Below are 15,985 nucleotides of genomic sequence, written 5' to 3'. Positions count from 1 at the left end.
TGGCACGCTCGACGCGTACGCGGCGGTCGCCGCGCTCGCGCCCCGGCAGGGCGACCCGCCGGTGCCGGTCGCGGCCGGGCCGGTCGTCGTGCCGACCGCGCCCGGCCCGTCGCGGGCCGCCCGGGTGGCCGGCCTGACCGTCCTCGGCGCGTTCGTGGTGACCCTGCTCGCCGCCGCCACGCTCACCCGCCGGGGCTCCCGCCGGCCCGGGTGAGCGGACGGCGGGATCATGACGTTGACGAAGAGGTTCGCGCGCCGGATCAGCCGACCGCCGACCGGGCCGCCCATCAGCGCCGAGAACCGTTCGACATGGCGGTCGCCGGTGACCGGCCAGGCCCAGGTGTTGCCGAGCGCCATGCCGGCGATGGCCCGCGCCCGACGGGCACACCCGTCAGGCGCGTTACAGCGGGGTGAGGAACAACCGCCCCCGTCCTGGCGGCTGCCGATCTGCCGCCGGTCTGGGCGATGTACGCGGCGGTGCTGCTGGTGCTCGCCCCGCTGGAGCTGTATCTCGTCCACCGGTTGCGGGGTGGCCGCGACGAGCCCGACACCCGCTGGCCGCGGCCGGTTCGGCTGCTGGCCCCGACGCTCGCCGTCGCGGCGCTGGCACCCGGCCTGGTGCCGCTCCACCACCTGTGGCAGCCGTACGCGTGGCTGACGGTGGCGGTCTTCGCGCTCCCGCTCGCGGTCGTCGCCCGACGCGCACGCGGCCTGGTCGTCGCGGTGTCGACCCACGTGCTGGTCAACCTGGTGACCTTCGTGGTGCTCGCCGTGGGGGCGGTGCAGCGCTGACCGGCGGCGGGGCCCTGGGGCGTGGCCGGTGGACGGTAGGATCGCCCGGTGGACCTGGATGCCGTGGCCGCCCGGCTCGGGGTGCCCGTCGAGGAGGTCGAGCGGGTGCACCGGCTCGCCGGTGACCGGCCGTCGGCCCCGCTGCCCGACCGCGCCGACGCGCCCGCGCTGCTCGACCGGCTGGGGGTGCTACCGGACGACGCCGCCGAGATCATGGCCGGCTGGCCGGACCAGGATTCTCCCTTGTGGACGCCGGAGCTGCGCTGGCTGCTGGACCGCTCGACCGCCCTGGTCCGCGCCGACCTCGGCGGGCACGAGTGGCTGTCGCCCGGCCCGGAGCTGCCCCGCGACCGGGGGCCGGCCTGGCGGCACCTGTACGTCTACGCCTACCTCGCCCTGGTCGACGTGGTCACCGGATACCACCGCGAGCACGGCGTCGCCGGGTCCGTCACCTGGACGACCCTCGCCGACCTGGGTCGCAACCTGGCGATCGACAGGCGGATGCGCGGCGAGGGCTGGCCGGTCATGCAGAGCTGGCTGACCCTGCACGCCCGGGGCGGCCTCTACGAGCTGGGCCGCCTCCAGCACGAGCGGGGCGGGACGGCCATCGGCCTGCACGTCCCCGACGCGGGGCCGCTGACCCCGGAGGCGGTCGACGCGTCGCTCGACGAGGCCCGGGAGTTCTTCCCCCGGCACTTCCCCGACGAGCGCTACACCACGTTCTCCTGCGGCTCCTGGCTGCTCGATCCGCAGTTGCGCGACTACCTCCCCGGGGATTCCAACATCATCCGGTTCCAGCGCCGGTTCGAGTTGCTCCCCTACGTGCCGGCCGACGGGCCGGACGCCGACGTCGAGGTGCGCCGGTTCGCCTTCCGTACGCTCAGCACGCCGCTGGAGCAGTTGCCCCGGCGGACGGTGCTGCAACGCGCGATCGTCGACCACCTGGCGGCCGGTGGCCACTGGCAGTGGCGGCACGGCCGGTTCCCGCTCTAGGGGGGTGGACGGCTGCCGGACATGGTGCGGACCCTCCCCGACGGCACCGACCGCCACCTGGGACGGCTCGCCGTCGTACCCGACCTCACCCACCGTCCGCCTGGCGAAGCAACTGCCCGGCACCGGACGCTGACCGGCCCGCCGGCCCACGCCGGGCTCAGGTCGGTGTGTCGCTGCCGGTCGGTGCGCCGGTCGGCTCGGAGACGTGTGCGGTGACGATCCGCCAGCCGACGGGCAGGCGTACCCAGGTCTGGGTCTGCCGACCGGTGACGGCGGTGCCGGGGTAGCCGAACCGGGTGGTCACCACCGCGAGGTCCGGGCCGAACGTGGTGACCACCGGGTCGACCAGCCGGCGGCCGGGCGGCAGCGGCGGCTGGGCGGCCCGCCACTTGCGCTGTTCGTCCCAGCCGTACTGGTGGTCGGCGAGGCCGAACCGCACGGTCCGGTCGGACTCCCAGAAGTAGCCGCAGATCCGGTCCGCGTCCCCGTCGACCAGCGCCTGTTCGTAGCCGGCGAAGGCCGCCGTCACCTCGGCGACCACCTCCGCCCGGTCGATCTCCATGTGGTGCGTCCCTTCCCGTCGTCGGATGGCTGAGCCGGTGGACCCGGTCGGTGGTACGGGGTGGGGCCCACCGACCACCGACCGGGCCGGTCGGCTCAGCCGTTGACCGCCGACGTCGGCCGGGTGCCGTCGGCCGGACCGCCCGGGGCCGGCACGACGGTGCCGGTGGCCGGGGCGGTGGCGACGGCCGGGGCGGGCGGTTCGTGCCGGCGGTCCAGCTCGGCCTCGTCCGGGTCGGGGACGCGGGGCGTGGGCCGGCCCAGCGCGAAGACCGCGCAGATCACCGCGACGAAGAGGTAGCCGAGCGCCACCGGGCCGTTGGCGTTCCACTCGATCTTCTCGCCGTGGATCAGCCCGACGAACGACAGCACCGCGCCGACCCCGGCGAAGACCGCCGCCCGGACGAACCGCTTGTCGATGATGAAGACCACCACCGCGCCGAGCACCAGGCCGGCGAGGATCGCCCCCTGGCCGAGCACGAGCAGCCCGTCGTAGACCACCCCGGCGCCGTTGAGCGCGTCGTCGCCCACCGCGGCGGCGGTGGTGCCGGCCGCCGCCAGGGTGTTGTCGATCTGGCTGGTGGCCCAGGCCGCGATGTTCGGGATGAGCGCGGCGACCACGGCGGCGGCGTGCGCCCTCGGCGTCGCCTGGAACGCCTGCGCGCCGATCAGCAGCCCGATGTAGAGCAGGATCGGCACGATGGCGGCCGTCGGGAAGATCGTCGCGAGCAGGCCGAACATGCCGAGGAAGCACAGCACCGCGATCACCACGCCGGTCGCCATCGAGTAGCCGGTGCGGCCACCGGCCGCCTTCCAGCCCGGGTGCCCGACGTAGACGGCGGGCGGGAACGGCGAACCGAGGGCCGCGCCGATCACCGCGCCCGCCCCGTCGGCGAGCAGGACGCTGCGCAGGTTGTAGTGGTCACCGGCGGTCGCCGCGCTCTCCACGTTGGACATGCCCTCGGTGAAGTTGTAGACCCCGAGCGGGATCGCCGTGGCCAGCAGCGGCGCCATGTCGCCCAGCCCGGTGAGCAGCAGGTCCAGCTTGAACGAGGGTACGGCGACCGCGACGTCCCGGGCGGCGGCGGTGACGTCCGGCACCGACATCGCCCCACCGGCCCAGCCGATCGCCGTGCCGACCAGCAGCGCGGCGAGCCCGATCGGGAACTGGAAGGGCAGCTTCACGTCGGTGAGCAGACCGATCAGCAGCAGCGCGAACACCGGCAGCGCCACCCAGGCGGTCCGCCACATCTGCCCGGCCGGATTCATCGAGATGAAGGTGACGGAGATCCCGGCCAGGGTGCCGAGCAGGGCGGCCCGGGGCGCGTACCGGCGGATGTACGGGCCGACGAACGCGCCGATCAGCACGATCACGCCGATGATGAAGGCCCAGGCCAGTCCCGCCTCCCAGGCCCGCACCGGGTCCCTGGTGCGCAGGTAGATCGGCAGCATGATGACGAAGATGACGATGAACATGTGCGGCACGCTCGGCCCGTACGGCAGGGCGGTCACGTCGGTGCGCTGTTCCCGGCGGGCCAGCCGCCGCGCCAGCAGGGTGTAGTAGACGTTGCCGACGACCAGTGCGATGCCGAGCGCCGGCAGGATCGTGCCGAACACCTCCCCCTCGGGGAGGTTAACCACGGCGACGCAGAGCCCGGTCAGGGTGAGCACGTTGACCAGGACGTTGACGCCGAAACCGAAGAACGCGTTGGTGTCGCCGCGCACCCAGTACGGGAGAGCGACGACGGTGGGCTTGGTGGGGACCATGGCTGCTCCCGGTCAGGAGGAGGGGTGCGACACGGAGGTGGTGGCGAGCGCGGCGCGTACCTGTGGGGAGTCGGCGACCCACCCGAAGATCCCGCCCTGGGCGGCGATCATGTCGAGCCCGACCCGGTGGAACTCGGGGAAGTAGGACCCGACGCAGTCGGCGAGCACGAGGCACTCGTACCCGCGGTCGTTGGCCTCCCGGACGGTGGTGTGCACGCACACCTCCGTGGTGACCCCGGTGACCAGGAGGCTGCGGATGCCCCGCGCGTGCAGCAGGGCGTCCAGGTCGGTGGCGTGGAAGGCACCCTTGCCGGGTTTGTCGACGACCGGTTCGCCGGGCAGCGGCGTCAGCTCGTCGATGATGTCGTGGCCGTACTCGCCCCGCACGAGGATGCGGCCGTTGGGGCCCGGGTCGCCGATCCGCCGGCTCGGTGCGCCCCGGTGCAGCTTGGCCGGCGGGCAGTCGGACAGGTCGGGCAGGTGCCCCTCGCGGGTGTGCACGACGGTCAGGCCGGCGGCGCGGACGTCGGCCAGCAGCGCCGCCAGCGGCGCGATGGTCCGGCGGAGCTGACCGACGTCGTTGCCCAGGCTCTCCCCGAAGCCGCCGGGCTCCAGGAAGTCGCGCTGCATGTCGATGACCAGCAGCGCCGTGCTGGCCGGCTCGAAGGAGTACGGGGTGGGCCGCGCGGCGGCGACGGTCGTCATGGGCGTTCCTCACCTCACCGTGGCGGCGATGACGTCGTCGGAGGTGGCGACGCAGCCGAAGACGCCGCCCTGCATGGTCACCATGTGCAGGGCCGCCTCGTGGTTGCCCTTGTCGGTCGCGCCGGTGCAGTCGGCCAGGATCAGGCACTCGAAACCCCGGTCGTTCGCCTCCCGCATGGTGGTGTGCACGCACACGTCGGTGGTGATGCCGGTGAGGATCAGGTGGGTGACGCCCCGGGTCCGCAGCACCAGGTCGAGGTTGGTGGCGTAGAACGCGCCCTTGCCCGGCTTGTCGACGATCACCTCGCCGGGCGCCGGGGCGACCTCGGGCACGATCTCCCAGCCCGGTTCGCCCCGGACCAGGATGCGCCCGGCCGGGCCGGGGGCGCCGATCTCGGCGCCGATCCGGGCCGACCGCCAGCGCTTGTTCGCCGGCAGGTCGGACAGGTCCGGCTGGTGTCCCTCCCGGGTGTGCACGACCAGCATCCCGAGGGACCGGGCGTGCGCCAGCAGCCGGGCGGTGGCCGGCAGCCCGGCCCGGGTGAGTCCGATGTCGTAGCCCATCGCGTCGACGTAGCCGCCCGGCCCGCAGAAGTCGGTCTGCCAGTCGATGCAGAGCAACGCGGTACGCGTGGTGTCCACCGTGCCGTCGTACGGCCACGGGTAGGGGTTGGCCGGTACCGGCCCGATGCTGCCCATCCTCGCTCCCTGTCGTCGTCGAAGGTGGTGTCCGGATCACCGTCGGGCGGCACGCCGCCAGGCCCGCCAGCCGCCGGCGGCGCTGATGTCCTCGACCTGCGGCCCCACCGCGTACGCCTCGCAGAGGAAGCCGAGCACGTCCCGCCCGTCGTGCAGCCGGACCCAGCCGAGGGAGAGCGGTGCCGGCACCCCGGTCAGCAACGGTCCGACGGCGGACGCCGGCAGCCGCCACAGCTCGACGTCGATCGGTTGGCCCGGCGGGCCGTCCGGGGCGGCCCGGACCAGGCCGGGCAGTCCCTCGTCGTCCGGGGTGTCCAGCCGGTAGAGCCGGTAGAGCGGCGCGGTCCGGGCCGCGCCGACCAGGGTGGCCCCGTGCCCGGTCAGCTCACCGTTGCGGGATTCGCCGGCCAGGTGCCGGCCCACCACGGCGAGCAGCAGCTCCGCCGGGGCGGGAGCCGGCACCGGGCCACCGCCCGCCGCCGCAGCCACACCGTCGTCCACCACACCTTCGTCCGCCGCCGCGACCGACGACGCGCCGCCGTCCGTCACCGCCGCCGCGGCGGTGCCCGCCCCGGCCGGGTGGGCGTCCACCGGGGTGGGCTCGGTGGCGGTGGTGAGGGCGGCGGCGAGCCGGGCCAGGGTGAGGTCGCTGAACGCCGGGCCGATCAGGGTCAGGCTGGCCGGCCGGCCGCCCTCGGTGAACCCGTTGGGCACGGTCACCGCGGCCAGGTCGAGCAGGTTGGCGAACTGGGTGTAGCGGCCGAGCGTGGCGTTGCGGCCGATCGGGTCCTCGGCGATCTCGTCGAGGGTGAAGGTGGTGCCGACGGTGGGCACCACCAGCACGTCGATCTCCTGCCACCGCCGGTCGACCCGGGCCCGCAGTTCGCGGAGCCGGTGCTGGCCCCGGAAGGCGTCGACCGCGTCGTGGCGTCGTCCGGTCTCCAGCACGGCCCGGGTGACCGGGAGGACCGACCCGGGATGCGCCCGCAGGAAGTCGCCCAGGGCGACGAGCCGCTCGGCCACCCAGGGCCCCTGGTAGAGCAGGTCCCCCGCCGCGAGGTAGTCGTCCAGCGGCACCGGCAGCGCGGCGGCGACCAGCGCGCTCAGCCGCCGTACGCCGACCGCGAACCGGTCGGCCTGCCCGTCGTCGCCGAAGAAGTCGAGGTCCGCCGGCCGGGGCACCCCGAGGCGCAGCGTCGCCGGCACATCCGCGCTCGCCCGTCGCGCCGGCAGGGCACGGCCCCACGGGTCGGCCGGCGAGACGCCCCGGGCGGCGTGCAGCACGTCGACCGCGCCCGCGACCTCGGTGGTGAAGACCGACACGCAGTCCAGCGAGCGGCAGGCCGGCACCACCCCGGCGGTGCTGAGCAGACCCCGGGTGGGTTTGAGCCCGACGATGCCGTTCAGCGCCGCCGGGACCCGGCCGGAGCCGGCGGTGTCCGTACCCAGGGCGAAGCTGACCTGGCCGGCGGCGACCGCGACGGCCGAACCGGAGCTGGAGCCGCCGGAGACGAGCCCGCCGCCGAAGACGCTCTCGCCGCTGCCGTACGGCGAACGGGAGCCGGTCAGACCGGTGGCGAACTGGTCGAGGTTGGTCTTGCCGACGAGCAGGGCACCGGCGTCGCGCAGCCGGCGCACCACGGGAGCGTCCTCGGCGGCCCGGTAGCCGAAGTCGGGGCAGCCGGCCGTGGTGACCATCCCGGCGACGTCGATGTTGTCCTTGACCGCGAAGGGGATGCCGTACAGCGGCAGCGCGGCGGGATCGTGGTGGCGGGTCAGTTCCTCGGCGCGGGCCCGCAGCTCGGCGGCCGGGACGGTGCTGATCCAGACCGGTCCCCCGTCCCGCCCGGCGAGCCCGGCCAGGACGCGTTCGACCTGGTCGACGGGGGTTGTCGCCCCGCTGCGGTAGGCCGACCGTAGTTCCGGGACGGTGCCGATGCGCTCTGACATACTGTCGATTGTCGACTGTCTTGTTACGACCAACGGTCCATGCCGTAACGACGCCATGACGGCCGGCAGGTCGGGCCGGCCCACCTTCTCCCAGTAGCCGTCCACCTCGTGACGCCCGCGACCCGCTCGACCTGTCGAGAAAAGGAACGATCGTTCTTGACTGGTCGTTCCTCAATCGTTAGGGTTCTCGGCATGGGTCGCCCGAGGGGTTTCGACGAAGAAGTCGTGACGGCCGCGGCGGCCGAGCTGTTCGCCGGCCGGGCCTACGACGGGGTGTCCGTCGACGACCTCGTCCAGCAGTTGGGAGTGCACCGCAACAGTCTGTACAAGACCTTCGGCAGCAAACGGGGGCTGTATCTCGCCGCTCTGCGGTGGCACCTCGATCACCGGCTACCGCCACTGACCGAGCAGCTCGCCGCCGGCGCCGAAGTCGCCGACGACTCCGCACTCGATCTGCTGTTGTTGGCGGCGGTCGAGCGCGCTCCCCGCGACGTCGAGGTAGCCGCCCTCGTGACCAAGGCGTGGCAGGCGCTGGATCAGGCCCTGCAGCGGGCGTCGGCGAACCACCCCGACGGCTCTCCCTCGACGGCGTTGAACGCCCTGCTGGGCGAGCGGCTGCGGGCTCGTGCCGCTGCGGCGACGGCCGGCCCTTCATAGCCCCAACCACTCCCCCCGCCCGGCGCTGCTCACGCCGGTGCCCCACCATGCCCTGCGGCCGGTGCCGCCGGGCTTACGAAAGGACCTACGACATGGCCAGTGTCCGCATCGAGGGCGACGATCTCGTCGTGGAGATCGAGGGGATGGACAGGTTGTGGTCGCTCAAGAGCCGTTTGGTGATCCCGTTGGCCAATGTCCGCGGCGCCACCGCCGACCCGGGTATCGCCGCCGAACCCAAGGGCCTCCGGGCACCGGGAACGAGCCTGCCCGGGGTGATCACGGCCGGCACCTTCCATCAGGACGGTGAGCGCGTCTTCTGGAACATCCGTGACGGTGCCCGCGCCGTCGTCATCGAACTCGCCGACGAGCACTACGCCCGCCTGGTGGTGGAGGTCGTCGACCCGACCGCCACGGTCGCCCTGATCGAGCAGGCGGTCCTGCGATGATCTCGCTCGGCCGGATGCCGCACACCGCCCGCCGGATCGCATGGAGAGCCGCGATCGGCGCCGTCACGCTCGGGAGCATCGCCGCGGGGGCCCTTCCCGCCGGTGCCGTGCGGTCCATGCCGACCACGCCCGCCATGGACCGCGAGATCAGCTTCACTGTGGACGGCACCGTCACGTACGGCACCCTGCACATCCCCGCCCACCGCCGGGGGCGGCAGATGCCGGCCGTGTTGTTGCTGCCCGGCAGCGGCCCCACCGACCGCAACGGCGACCAGCCGCCCGCGCTCACCCCGCACACCCTGGCCAAACTCGCCGATGCGCTGGCGCGCGACGGAGCCGTCAGCCTGCGCTTCGACAAGTACGGCACGGGCCGGACCGGGCTGGGTGCCTACGCCGAACGTCCCGAGACGATCGACTATCCCGCCTTCGTCCGCCAAGCCGATGCCGCGTACCGGCTCCTCGCCAGCCAGCCCGAGGTCAACCGGCGGGCGGTACGGCTGATCGGGCACAGCGAAGGCGCGCTGACGGCACTGCAGGTCGCGGTCGCCGCCGAACCCCGTGCAGCCGGGGTCGGGCTGTTGCAACCCCTGGCACAACGGTTCCTCGACGTGCTCGCCCGGCAACTGCACGACCAACTCGCCGCCGCCGTCGCCGCAGGTCAGCTGAGCCGGCAGGAGCAACGCACCATCGGACGCGCCGTCGACCGGGCCGTCGCCGATCTCCGGGCGCACCGCCCGCCGGACACCACCGGCATGCCGCCCGCCCTCGCCGCACTCTTCCAGGCCCTCGGCGGCCCCAACCGGCGCTACGTGGAGACCATCGACGCCATCGACCCAGCCTCGGTCGCACTCCAGCTACCGCGCCGGACCCCTGCCCTGCTCACCTGCGGAACCATCGACCAGCAGGTCCCGTGCCACACGACCACGCGGCTGGCAACGGCGCTGGAGCGGGCACACACCAGCGGGCCCGGCCGCATCGTGCTGTCCGGCGTGGCGCACGATCTGACCGACCCCGCGAATCCGGACGTGCTCGCCCCGGCGACACTCGACGCACTGCACCGGTTCATGCGGCACGGCGCCCGATAGGCGAGGCCCATGCTCACGATGCCCGGTGTGATGGGCGTGCCGGTGGGGTCGCTGCCACCCTCGACCGGCTACGCGCCGTCCCCGACCCGCAAGACGGAACCTAGCCGAGGTACGAACGCGCGCCGTGCGCGGAGAGCACGGCGAGCACCTCCTCCGGGTCACCCCCGGCGACCGCCTCGAACAGCCGCTCGTGCCGGTGCACGCCGTCGAGCGGCTGGGCCAGCTCCGCCTCCCGGCGCAGGTTGATCGCCATGTAGAGCTGCAACTTCACCAGGATCGAGTCGTACACGTCGGACAGTTTCCGGTTTCCGGCGAGCGCCACCAGCGCGACGTGGAACGCCCGGTGCGCCTGCGCGACCAGCATCCGGTCGCCACGCCGTACCGCCTCGCGCATCTGCTCCAACGCCGCCCGCAGGCCGGCCAGGTCGCCGTCGCGGCCCACCGGGATGCCGGCCCGCACCGCGAACCGCTCCAGCACGTCGCGCAGCTCGTAGAGTTCCCGCACGTCGCGGTCGGAGAGGGTGGCGACCCGGACCCCCCGGCGGGGCACGTGCTCGACCAGCCCCTGCTGGGCGAGCAACCGCAGCGCCTCCCGCAGCGGCGCCCGGCTGATCCCCAACCGCCGGGTCAGCTGCTCCTCCACCAGGCGTTCACCCGGGTCGCTCCTGCCGCTGAGGATCTCCTGGGTGATCCGGATGACGGCCAGCTCCACCAGGCTGACACTCTCCAGCTCACCATCCATCGGCGATGCGGCCACGTCGTTCACTCCGCTGAGTCTGCCATCTGTCCCCCGGCGGTCGGCGTCGCGGCGTCACCCCGCCGGGGTGACGCCGCGACGGTCCGGCCCGTACCCCGGCTGCCGGGCCTTCCGCCCCCGCTCAGCGTCCCTGCCAGTCCTCGGCCGCCGTGAGCGGCACGGGGTGGGGTCGCCGCACCGTCGTGTCCAGCGTGATCCGCCGGCCCTCGGTCGCCGACCGCAGCAGGCCGGTCATCGTGTCGAGCACGTGCAACGCCAGGTCACCGCCCGCCCGGGGGGCCCGCGCGTCGTCGGCCCGCACCGCGTCGATCAGGCCGAGGCCCCGGGCGCCGTCCCGGTAGCCCGCCGTCGGTGCGAGCACCCGCCAGCCGTCGCCGCCGAGCGGGCACAGCCGGACCTCGCCGTCGAAGTAGTTCGGGTCGGGTACGGCCAGGGTGCCGCTCTCCCCGTGCACCTCGATCGGCGCGGCCGTCGTGGTCACCCCGTCGAAACTGGTCGTGAGGGTGGACAGCACCCCGCTGTCGTGTTCGAGCACGCCGGTCACGTGGGTGTCCACCAGGACGGGGACGCGCTGGCCGAGGCGCGGGCCGTTGCCGACGACCCGGTCGGAACGCAGCCGGCTGGCCGCCCCGGTCACCGCGCGGACCGGACCGAGCAGGTGGATCAGCGCGGAGAGGTAGTAGGGGCCCATGTCCAGCAACGGGCCGCCACCCGGGGCGTAGTAGAAGTCGGGGTGGGGATGCCAGCGCTCGTGCCCGGGGGTGACCATGACGGCCGAGGCGGCCAGCGGACGCCCGATCAGCCCGCCGTCGATCGCCGCGCGGGCGGTCTGGGTGCCGGTGCCCAGGACGGTGTCGGGCGCGCAGCCCACCCGTACCCCGGCCGCGGCGGCCCAGTCGAGGACCGCACGGCCCTGCGGCAGCTCCACGGCGAGCGGCTTCTCCACGTACACGTGCTTGCCGGCGTCGATCGCGGCGAGCGAGACCTCCACGTGGGCGGCGGGGATGGTGAGGTTGAGGACCGTCTGCACGTCGGGGTGGTCGAGCAGGCGCGCGACGCTCATCGCCTCGGCGTCGGGGAGGGTCGCGGCGGCTGCGGCCGACCGGTCGGCGTCGAGGTCGGCCACCGCGACGATGCACAGCTCGGGGTGGTGGGCCAGGGTGTCCAGATAGGCGCGGGAGATGACCCCGAGCCCTACGACGCCGACGCGGTGCGGGTCGCCCACAGCATGCCCCTCTCGATGACGGTCCGCACGGACGGGTGCTCCAGCACGTCGAGGCTGTGCCCGGGGGTCGTGACGACGACCCGGCCGGCGCCCCAGCGCCGGGTCCAGATCGCCGGCGAGGTGACCGGCCGGTGCCAGGGGTGCCAGTCCCGGGTGGGGTGGACGGTGCTGGCGAGGACGTCGACCAGGTCGTCGTGCAGCACCCAGTACTGCTCGGTGACCAGGTCGAAGTCGGCGATCCCGGCGGTGATCGGATGCTGGCGGCCGAGGTCGGTGACCGTCACCGTGTGCGGCAGGAAGTTGTCCTCTTCCCCGCCGCGCCGCTCGCAGGGCTCCCGCCCGGGGTGGGTCGCGAACTGGCCGCCCACCAGGTGCAGGTAGTCCGACGAGGCGCGGAACGCGTCCACGATGCCGCCGTGCCAGCCGGTCAGGCCCGTCCCGGCGACGACCGCCGCGCTCAGGCCCGCCACCTGGTCGGCGGTGATCTCGGCCATCGTCATGCACTGCACGACGAGGTCGGTGCCGGCCATCGCGGCGGCGTCCGCGTAGACCTCGGTGGACTCCTCGATCCGTACCGAGTAGCCGTTGTCCGCCAGGAACGGCAGGAACAGTTCCGTCGCCCGGACCGGCTGGTGTCCCTCCCAGCCACCGCGTACCACCAGTGCTCTGCGCTGCGTCACGCTCGCTCCCCTCCACGGTCCGTCGCCGGCCGGGCCGGCCGGTGCCGCCCCGGCGACGGGCCGCCGCCGGGCGTGCCGGCCGGGCACCGAAACCGTACTCGGCTCCGCCGACACGATCGGCCCCGCGCGGATCGCGGCATCGCCGACGGATCGGACCGCAGCGGCTGCGGGGACGGGTCCAGGGCCGGGGCGTCCACGGGCACAGGGCGACCTCGGTGGCCTGCTGGAGGGCCGCGCGGGTCGCGACCGGGTCGACGCGGCGTCGCGCGTCCCCCGGCAGCGTGGTCAGGGCGGCGGTGGCCGCACCGACGGACGCGCCGACCAGGGCGGCGGCGCTCACCTCGTCGAGGCGGTCGGGATAGGCGGCGGCGAGGTGCCGGCCGTACGATTTCCCCGTGCGCGAGCTGCTGCGGTCCTGGTGGCGTGAGCCCCGCCCGGCGCGCCCGGCACCGCACGGGTGGCGCGACGGGACGCTGGTCGCCCTGCTCGCGGCGGCGGCGCTGGTGGAGGGGCTCGCCCGGTGGGGCAGCCTGCCGCAGCCGGCGGCCGTGCCGGTCCTGATCGGCGTCGGTCTCGCCCCGGTCCTGCTGTGGCGACGGAGCCGGCCGCTGCCCGTGACGCTTGTCGCCTTCCCGGTCTGCGCCGTGGGCGAGATCGTCGTCGGTGGCGATCTCGGCCTGCACACGCTGGCCTACCTGCTGCTGGCGGTGTTCGCGCTGACGCGCTGGGGATCGGGGCGGGAGGCCGGGTTCGGCGCGGCCCTCGTCGCCGCGAAGATCACCTGGTCGACTGTGGTCGGCCACCTCGGCCCGGAGGACGCCCTGGCCGGGGCCGGGGTGGTGGCGGCGGCCCTCGCGGTCGGGGCCGCGTTGCGCTGGCGGGAGCGGGCCCGGCGGCGGGAGGTCGAGCAGGTGACGCTGCGCGAGCGGGAGCGGCTGGCCCGCGACCTGCACGACACCGTCGCCCACCACGTGTCCGCGATAGCCGTCCGCGCCCAGGCCGGACTCGCCCTGATGGAGACCCGGCCCTCGGCCGCCGCCGACGCGTTACGGCTGATCGAGACGGAGGCGAGCCAGGCCCTGACCGAGATGCGCACCCTGGTCCGGGCCCTGCGCCGCGACGAGCCGGCCGACCGGCTGCCGAGCCCCCGCATCGCCGACCTGCGGCAGTTGGCGGGCCGGACCGGTGACGGCCCGGCCGTCGAGGTGGACCTGGACGGCGACCTGGACGGCCTGCCGGCCCCGGTGGCGGCCACGATCTGCCGGCTGGCCCAGGAGTCGGTCACCAACGCCCGCCGGCACGCCCGGGAGGCGACCCGGATCACGGTCCGGGTCGTGGCCGACGGGGACACGGTGCGGCTGCGGGTCAGCGACGACGGCGTCGGCCCGCCGAGGCCCGGACGCGACGGCTTCGGGCTGGTCGGGATGCGGGAACGGGCCCATCTGCTCGGCGGCTCCGTCGACGCCGGCCCCGACCGGGACCACGGTTGGACGGTCACCGCCGCGCTGCCCCGGGCCGTGGCATGAGCGGCGGGCCCGGCCGGGTACGGGTGCTCGTCGCCGACGACCAGGAGATCGTGCGGACCGGGCTGGCGATGATCCTCGCCGCGCAGCCCGACGTCGAGGTGGTCGGCGAGGCGGCCACCGGGCAGCGGGCGGTCGAGCTGGCCCGGCGGCTGCGCCCCGACGTGTGCCTGTTCGACATCCGGATGCCCGGCCTGGACGGGATCGAGGCGACCCGGCTGCTGGCCGGCCCGGGGGTCGCGGACCCGATGGCGGTGGTGGTCATCACGACGTTCGACCTGGACGAGTACGTCTACGCCGCGCTACGCGCCGGGGCGCGCGGGTTCCTGCTCAAGGACTGCGGCCCGGCCCTGCTCACCCAGGCCGTTCACGCGGCGGCCGCCGGGGACGCGCTGATCGCGCCGCAGGTCACCACCCGGCTGCTCCGGGCGTTCGCGGACGCCGGGCCGGCCGCCCCGCCCCGCCAGCCGGTCGACCGGCTCACCGACCGGGAGGAGCAGGTGTTGGGCGCGGTGGCCCGGGGACGCACCAACACCGAGATCTCGGCCGAGCTGCACATCACGCTGAGCACGGTCAAGACGCACGTCGCCAGCCTGATGGCGAAGCTGGGTGCGCGGAACCGGGTCGAGGTCGCGATGTGGGCGTACCGGACCGATCGGCTGCGCGACGGCTGAGCGGGACCCCTTCCGGGCGACGCCGGTCGCGGCCGGGTCCCTCCACGGTGGACGTCGCCGAAAGTACGGTCGACGGCCCCGACCATCGGCCGGTCCGACGGCGGCCCGTGGACCGATGAGCCGGCCGGGTCCGGTCGCCATGCTCGGGTCATGACGACGCGACGACGGGACTGGCCCCTCCTCACCGGGCTCAGCGCGCTCAGCGCGGTCCCCACCTTCGGCGGCGCGCTGCGGGTGGCCGCCCTCTCCGGTGGGGCCGAGGTGACCCCCGCCAACGAACGCTTCTTCGCCGCGCCGGTCCCGGTGCTGCTGCACATCGCCGCCGCCGTCACCTTCAGCCTGCTGGGGGCGTTCCAGTTCGCGCCGGGCTTCCGGCACCGCCACCGGGCCTGGCACCGCCGGGCGGGCCGGTTGCTGGTCGGCTGTGGACTGATGGTGGCCGCGACCGGGTGGTGGATGAACGCCACCTATCCGCTGCCACCGGGTGACGGCCCGCTGCTCATGGTGCTGCGTTACCTGTTCGCCGCCGGCATGTTCGTCGCCGTCGCCGCCGGTTTCGTGGCCGTCCGACGGCGACGCCTGCACCAGCACCGGGCGTGGATGATGCGGGGTTACGCGATCGCCCAGGGCGCGGGGACCCAGGGCGTGCTGCTGTCGACCTGGATGCTGGCGGTGGGGCCGACGACCGAGCTGTCGCGGGCGTTGCTCATGGGGGCGGCCTGGACGCTCAACCTGCTCGTCGCCGAGTGGCTGATCCGGCGGCGACCCGGCCCGGTCACGGCGACCCGCCCGGCGACGCTCGCCGCCACGGGATAACGGGCGGGACGGAGCGTCCCGTCGCCGGGGTGGGCCGGTCGGCGGGTCAGGCGAACCGGTCGGCGAGCGCGGTCAGCCTGGCGACGTACGCCGGCCAGTCCTGGTCGTCGGGGACGTTCGGGTTCTCCCGTCGCCAACCGATCGCCGCGTCGTGCTGCTCGCGCAGGATGTCGGCGTGGCCGGCGTGCCGGGCGAGGTCGCAGGTCACGTGGATGATGATCTGGTGCAGGGTCACGTCCTGGTGCCCCGGTCGCCACCACGGCACCCGCCCCGGCGCGTCGAGCGGCAACTCGGCGATCGTCCGGTCGGCGAACTCGGCCACCCGGCGGTACAGGTCGATCAGGCCGTCCTTCGTCTCGTCCGCCCGCGCGTACCAGTCCGCCTGCGGGTCCTCGTCGTACGCCGCCATGGGGACCAGTTCGCCGGGGGACCGGAACGTCCGGCCGAAGGTGGGGCCGAAGTAGCCGGCCTCGACGTTAAGGCAGTGCTTGAGCAGGCCCAGCAGGTTGTTGCCGGTGGCGGTGCGGGGCAGCCGGGCCTCGCGTTCGTCGAGCCCGTCCAGCTTCCACACCAGGTCGTCGCGGGTGGCCTGGAGGTAGTGCCGCAGTGCCGCCTTCGGATCGTCCCGTTCCGCCATGCCCGTCAGTCTGCCCCA

The 15,985-nt window shown here is 74.4% G+C and carries 18 protein-coding genes; 9 read left to right on the top strand and 9 right to left on the bottom strand.

Annotated features, from left to right (window positions below; all coding sequences use genetic code 11):
• The 3 genes from H1A17_RS11260 to H1A17_RS11250 form a co-directional block, all read left to right on the top strand.
• Nucleotides 1-214: hypothetical protein (locus tag H1A17_RS11260; RefSeq protein ID WP_228543321.1), on the top strand; the 214-nt coding region annotated here is incomplete at its 5' end.
• A gap of 251 nt (nucleotides 215-465) precedes the next feature.
• Nucleotides 466-792: a type II CAAX prenyl endopeptidase Rce1 family protein gene (locus H1A17_RS11255; RefSeq protein ID WP_145919381.1), complete on the top strand. Its 327-nt coding sequence runs from the start codon at nucleotides 466-468 to the stop codon at nucleotides 790-792.
• 48 nt (nucleotides 793-840) lie between these two features.
• Nucleotides 841-1,785 (top strand): acyltransferase domain-containing protein, encoded by a 945-nt coding sequence (locus tag H1A17_RS11250; protein ID WP_194821802.1) that lies wholly within the window; start codon nucleotides 841-843, stop codon nucleotides 1,783-1,785.
• A 157-nt stretch (nucleotides 1,786-1,942) separates the two neighbouring features.
• Here the strand turns inward: H1A17_RS11250 and H1A17_RS11245 are convergent, their stop codons facing one another.
• The 5 genes from H1A17_RS11245 to atzF all read right to left on the bottom strand — a co-directional run bounded on the left by H1A17_RS11245 (nucleotide 1,943) and on the right by atzF (nucleotide 7,467).
• Nucleotides 1,943-2,347, bottom strand: coding sequence for an AtzH-like domain-containing protein (locus H1A17_RS11245; protein WP_145919379.1), 405 nt, complete (start codon nucleotides 2,345-2,347; stop codon nucleotides 1,943-1,945).
• 95 nt (nucleotides 2,348-2,442) lie between these two features.
• The gene (locus H1A17_RS11240; protein WP_145919378.1) at nucleotides 2,443-4,113 is read right to left on the bottom strand and encodes a regulator; all 1,671 of its coding nucleotides are present in this window, start codon (nucleotides 4,111-4,113) and stop codon (nucleotides 2,443-2,445) included.
• 12 nt (nucleotides 4,114-4,125) lie between these two features.
• On the bottom strand, nucleotides 4,126-4,818 hold the full coding sequence (locus H1A17_RS11235) for a cysteine hydrolase family protein (RefSeq protein WP_145919377.1): 693 nt from the start codon (nucleotides 4,816-4,818) through the stop codon (nucleotides 4,126-4,128).
• A 9-nt stretch (nucleotides 4,819-4,827) separates the two neighbouring features.
• On the bottom strand, nucleotides 4,828-5,517 hold the full coding sequence (locus H1A17_RS11230; protein WP_145919376.1) for a cysteine hydrolase family protein: 690 nt from the start codon (nucleotides 5,515-5,517) through the stop codon (nucleotides 4,828-4,830).
• 36 nt (nucleotides 5,518-5,553) lie between these two features.
• Nucleotides 5,554-7,467 (bottom strand): allophanate hydrolase, encoded by a 1,914-nt coding sequence (gene atzF, locus H1A17_RS11225; RefSeq protein WP_194821801.1) that lies wholly within the window; start codon nucleotides 7,465-7,467, stop codon nucleotides 5,554-5,556.
• 192 nt (nucleotides 7,468-7,659) lie between these two features.
• Between atzF and H1A17_RS11220 the strand changes: the two genes are divergently transcribed.
• The 3 genes from H1A17_RS11220 to H1A17_RS11210 all read left to right on the top strand — a co-directional run bounded on the left by H1A17_RS11220 (nucleotide 7,660) and on the right by H1A17_RS11210 (nucleotide 9,655).
• The gene (locus H1A17_RS11220) at nucleotides 7,660-8,124 is read left to right on the top strand and encodes a TetR/AcrR family transcriptional regulator (protein WP_194821800.1); all 465 of its coding nucleotides are present in this window, start codon (nucleotides 7,660-7,662) and stop codon (nucleotides 8,122-8,124) included.
• Between the two features lie 92 nt (nucleotides 8,125-8,216).
• Nucleotides 8,217-8,570, top strand: coding sequence for a hypothetical protein (locus H1A17_RS11215; RefSeq protein ID WP_194821799.1), 354 nt, complete (start codon nucleotides 8,217-8,219; stop codon nucleotides 8,568-8,570).
• Between the two features lie 116 nt (nucleotides 8,571-8,686).
• On the top strand, nucleotides 8,687-9,655 hold the full coding sequence (locus H1A17_RS11210; protein WP_228543320.1) for a S9 family peptidase: 969 nt from the start codon (nucleotides 8,687-8,689) through the stop codon (nucleotides 9,653-9,655).
• Nucleotides 9,656-9,755: 100 nt separating this feature from the next.
• Here the strand turns inward: H1A17_RS11210 and H1A17_RS11205 are convergent, their stop codons facing one another.
• The 3 genes from H1A17_RS11205 to H1A17_RS11195 form a co-directional block, all read right to left on the bottom strand.
• On the bottom strand, nucleotides 9,756-10,421 hold the full coding sequence (locus tag H1A17_RS11205; RefSeq protein ID WP_145919372.1) for a GntR family transcriptional regulator: 666 nt from the start codon (nucleotides 10,419-10,421) through the stop codon (nucleotides 9,756-9,758).
• A 112-nt stretch (nucleotides 10,422-10,533) separates the two neighbouring features.
• Entirely contained in the window at nucleotides 10,534-11,637 is a 1,104-nt protein-coding gene (locus H1A17_RS11200) for a Gfo/Idh/MocA family protein (protein ID WP_194821798.1), read from the bottom strand.
• Complete coding sequence (locus tag H1A17_RS11195; protein ID WP_145919370.1) at nucleotides 11,607-12,317, bottom strand: ThuA domain-containing protein; 711 nt, start codon at nucleotides 12,315-12,317, stop codon at nucleotides 11,607-11,609. Before H1A17_RS11195 ends, H1A17_RS11200 begins: the two co-directional genes overlap by 31 nt.
• Nucleotides 12,318-12,712: 395 nt before the next feature.
• On the opposite strand from H1A17_RS11195, the gene H1A17_RS11190 reads away from it, so the two are divergent.
• From H1A17_RS11190 to H1A17_RS11180, 3 genes are all read left to right on the top strand, one after another.
• Complete coding sequence (locus H1A17_RS11190) at nucleotides 12,713-13,843, top strand: sensor histidine kinase (RefSeq protein ID WP_194821797.1); 1,131 nt, start codon at nucleotides 12,713-12,715, stop codon at nucleotides 13,841-13,843.
• On the top strand, nucleotides 13,840-14,514 hold the full coding sequence (locus H1A17_RS11185; protein WP_145919368.1) for a response regulator transcription factor: 675 nt from the start codon (nucleotides 13,840-13,842) through the stop codon (nucleotides 14,512-14,514). Before H1A17_RS11190 ends, H1A17_RS11185 begins: the two co-directional genes overlap by 4 nt.
• Nucleotides 14,515-14,664: 150 nt before the next feature.
• Nucleotides 14,665-15,330 (top strand): DUF2306 domain-containing protein, encoded by a 666-nt coding sequence (locus tag H1A17_RS11180; protein WP_145919367.1) that lies wholly within the window; start codon nucleotides 14,665-14,667, stop codon nucleotides 15,328-15,330.
• Between the two features lie 46 nt (nucleotides 15,331-15,376).
• Here the strand turns inward: H1A17_RS11180 and H1A17_RS11175 are convergent, their stop codons facing one another.
• Nucleotides 15,377-15,967 carry a DinB family protein gene (locus tag H1A17_RS11175; protein ID WP_145919366.1) on the bottom strand — a complete coding sequence of 197 codons (591 nt, stop codon included), beginning with the start codon at nucleotides 15,965-15,967 and terminating at the stop codon, nucleotides 15,377-15,379.
• Between the last annotated feature and the right edge of the window lie 18 nt (nucleotides 15,968-15,985).

The organism is Micromonospora sp. S-DT3-3-22 (assembly GCF_015354745.1).
Classification (GTDB): Bacteria; Actinomycetota; Actinomycetes; order Mycobacteriales; family Micromonosporaceae; genus Micromonospora; species Micromonospora wenchangensis.
Note: the sequence above shows the minus strand (reverse complement) of the source record. Positions and strands in the feature narration are given on the sequence as shown.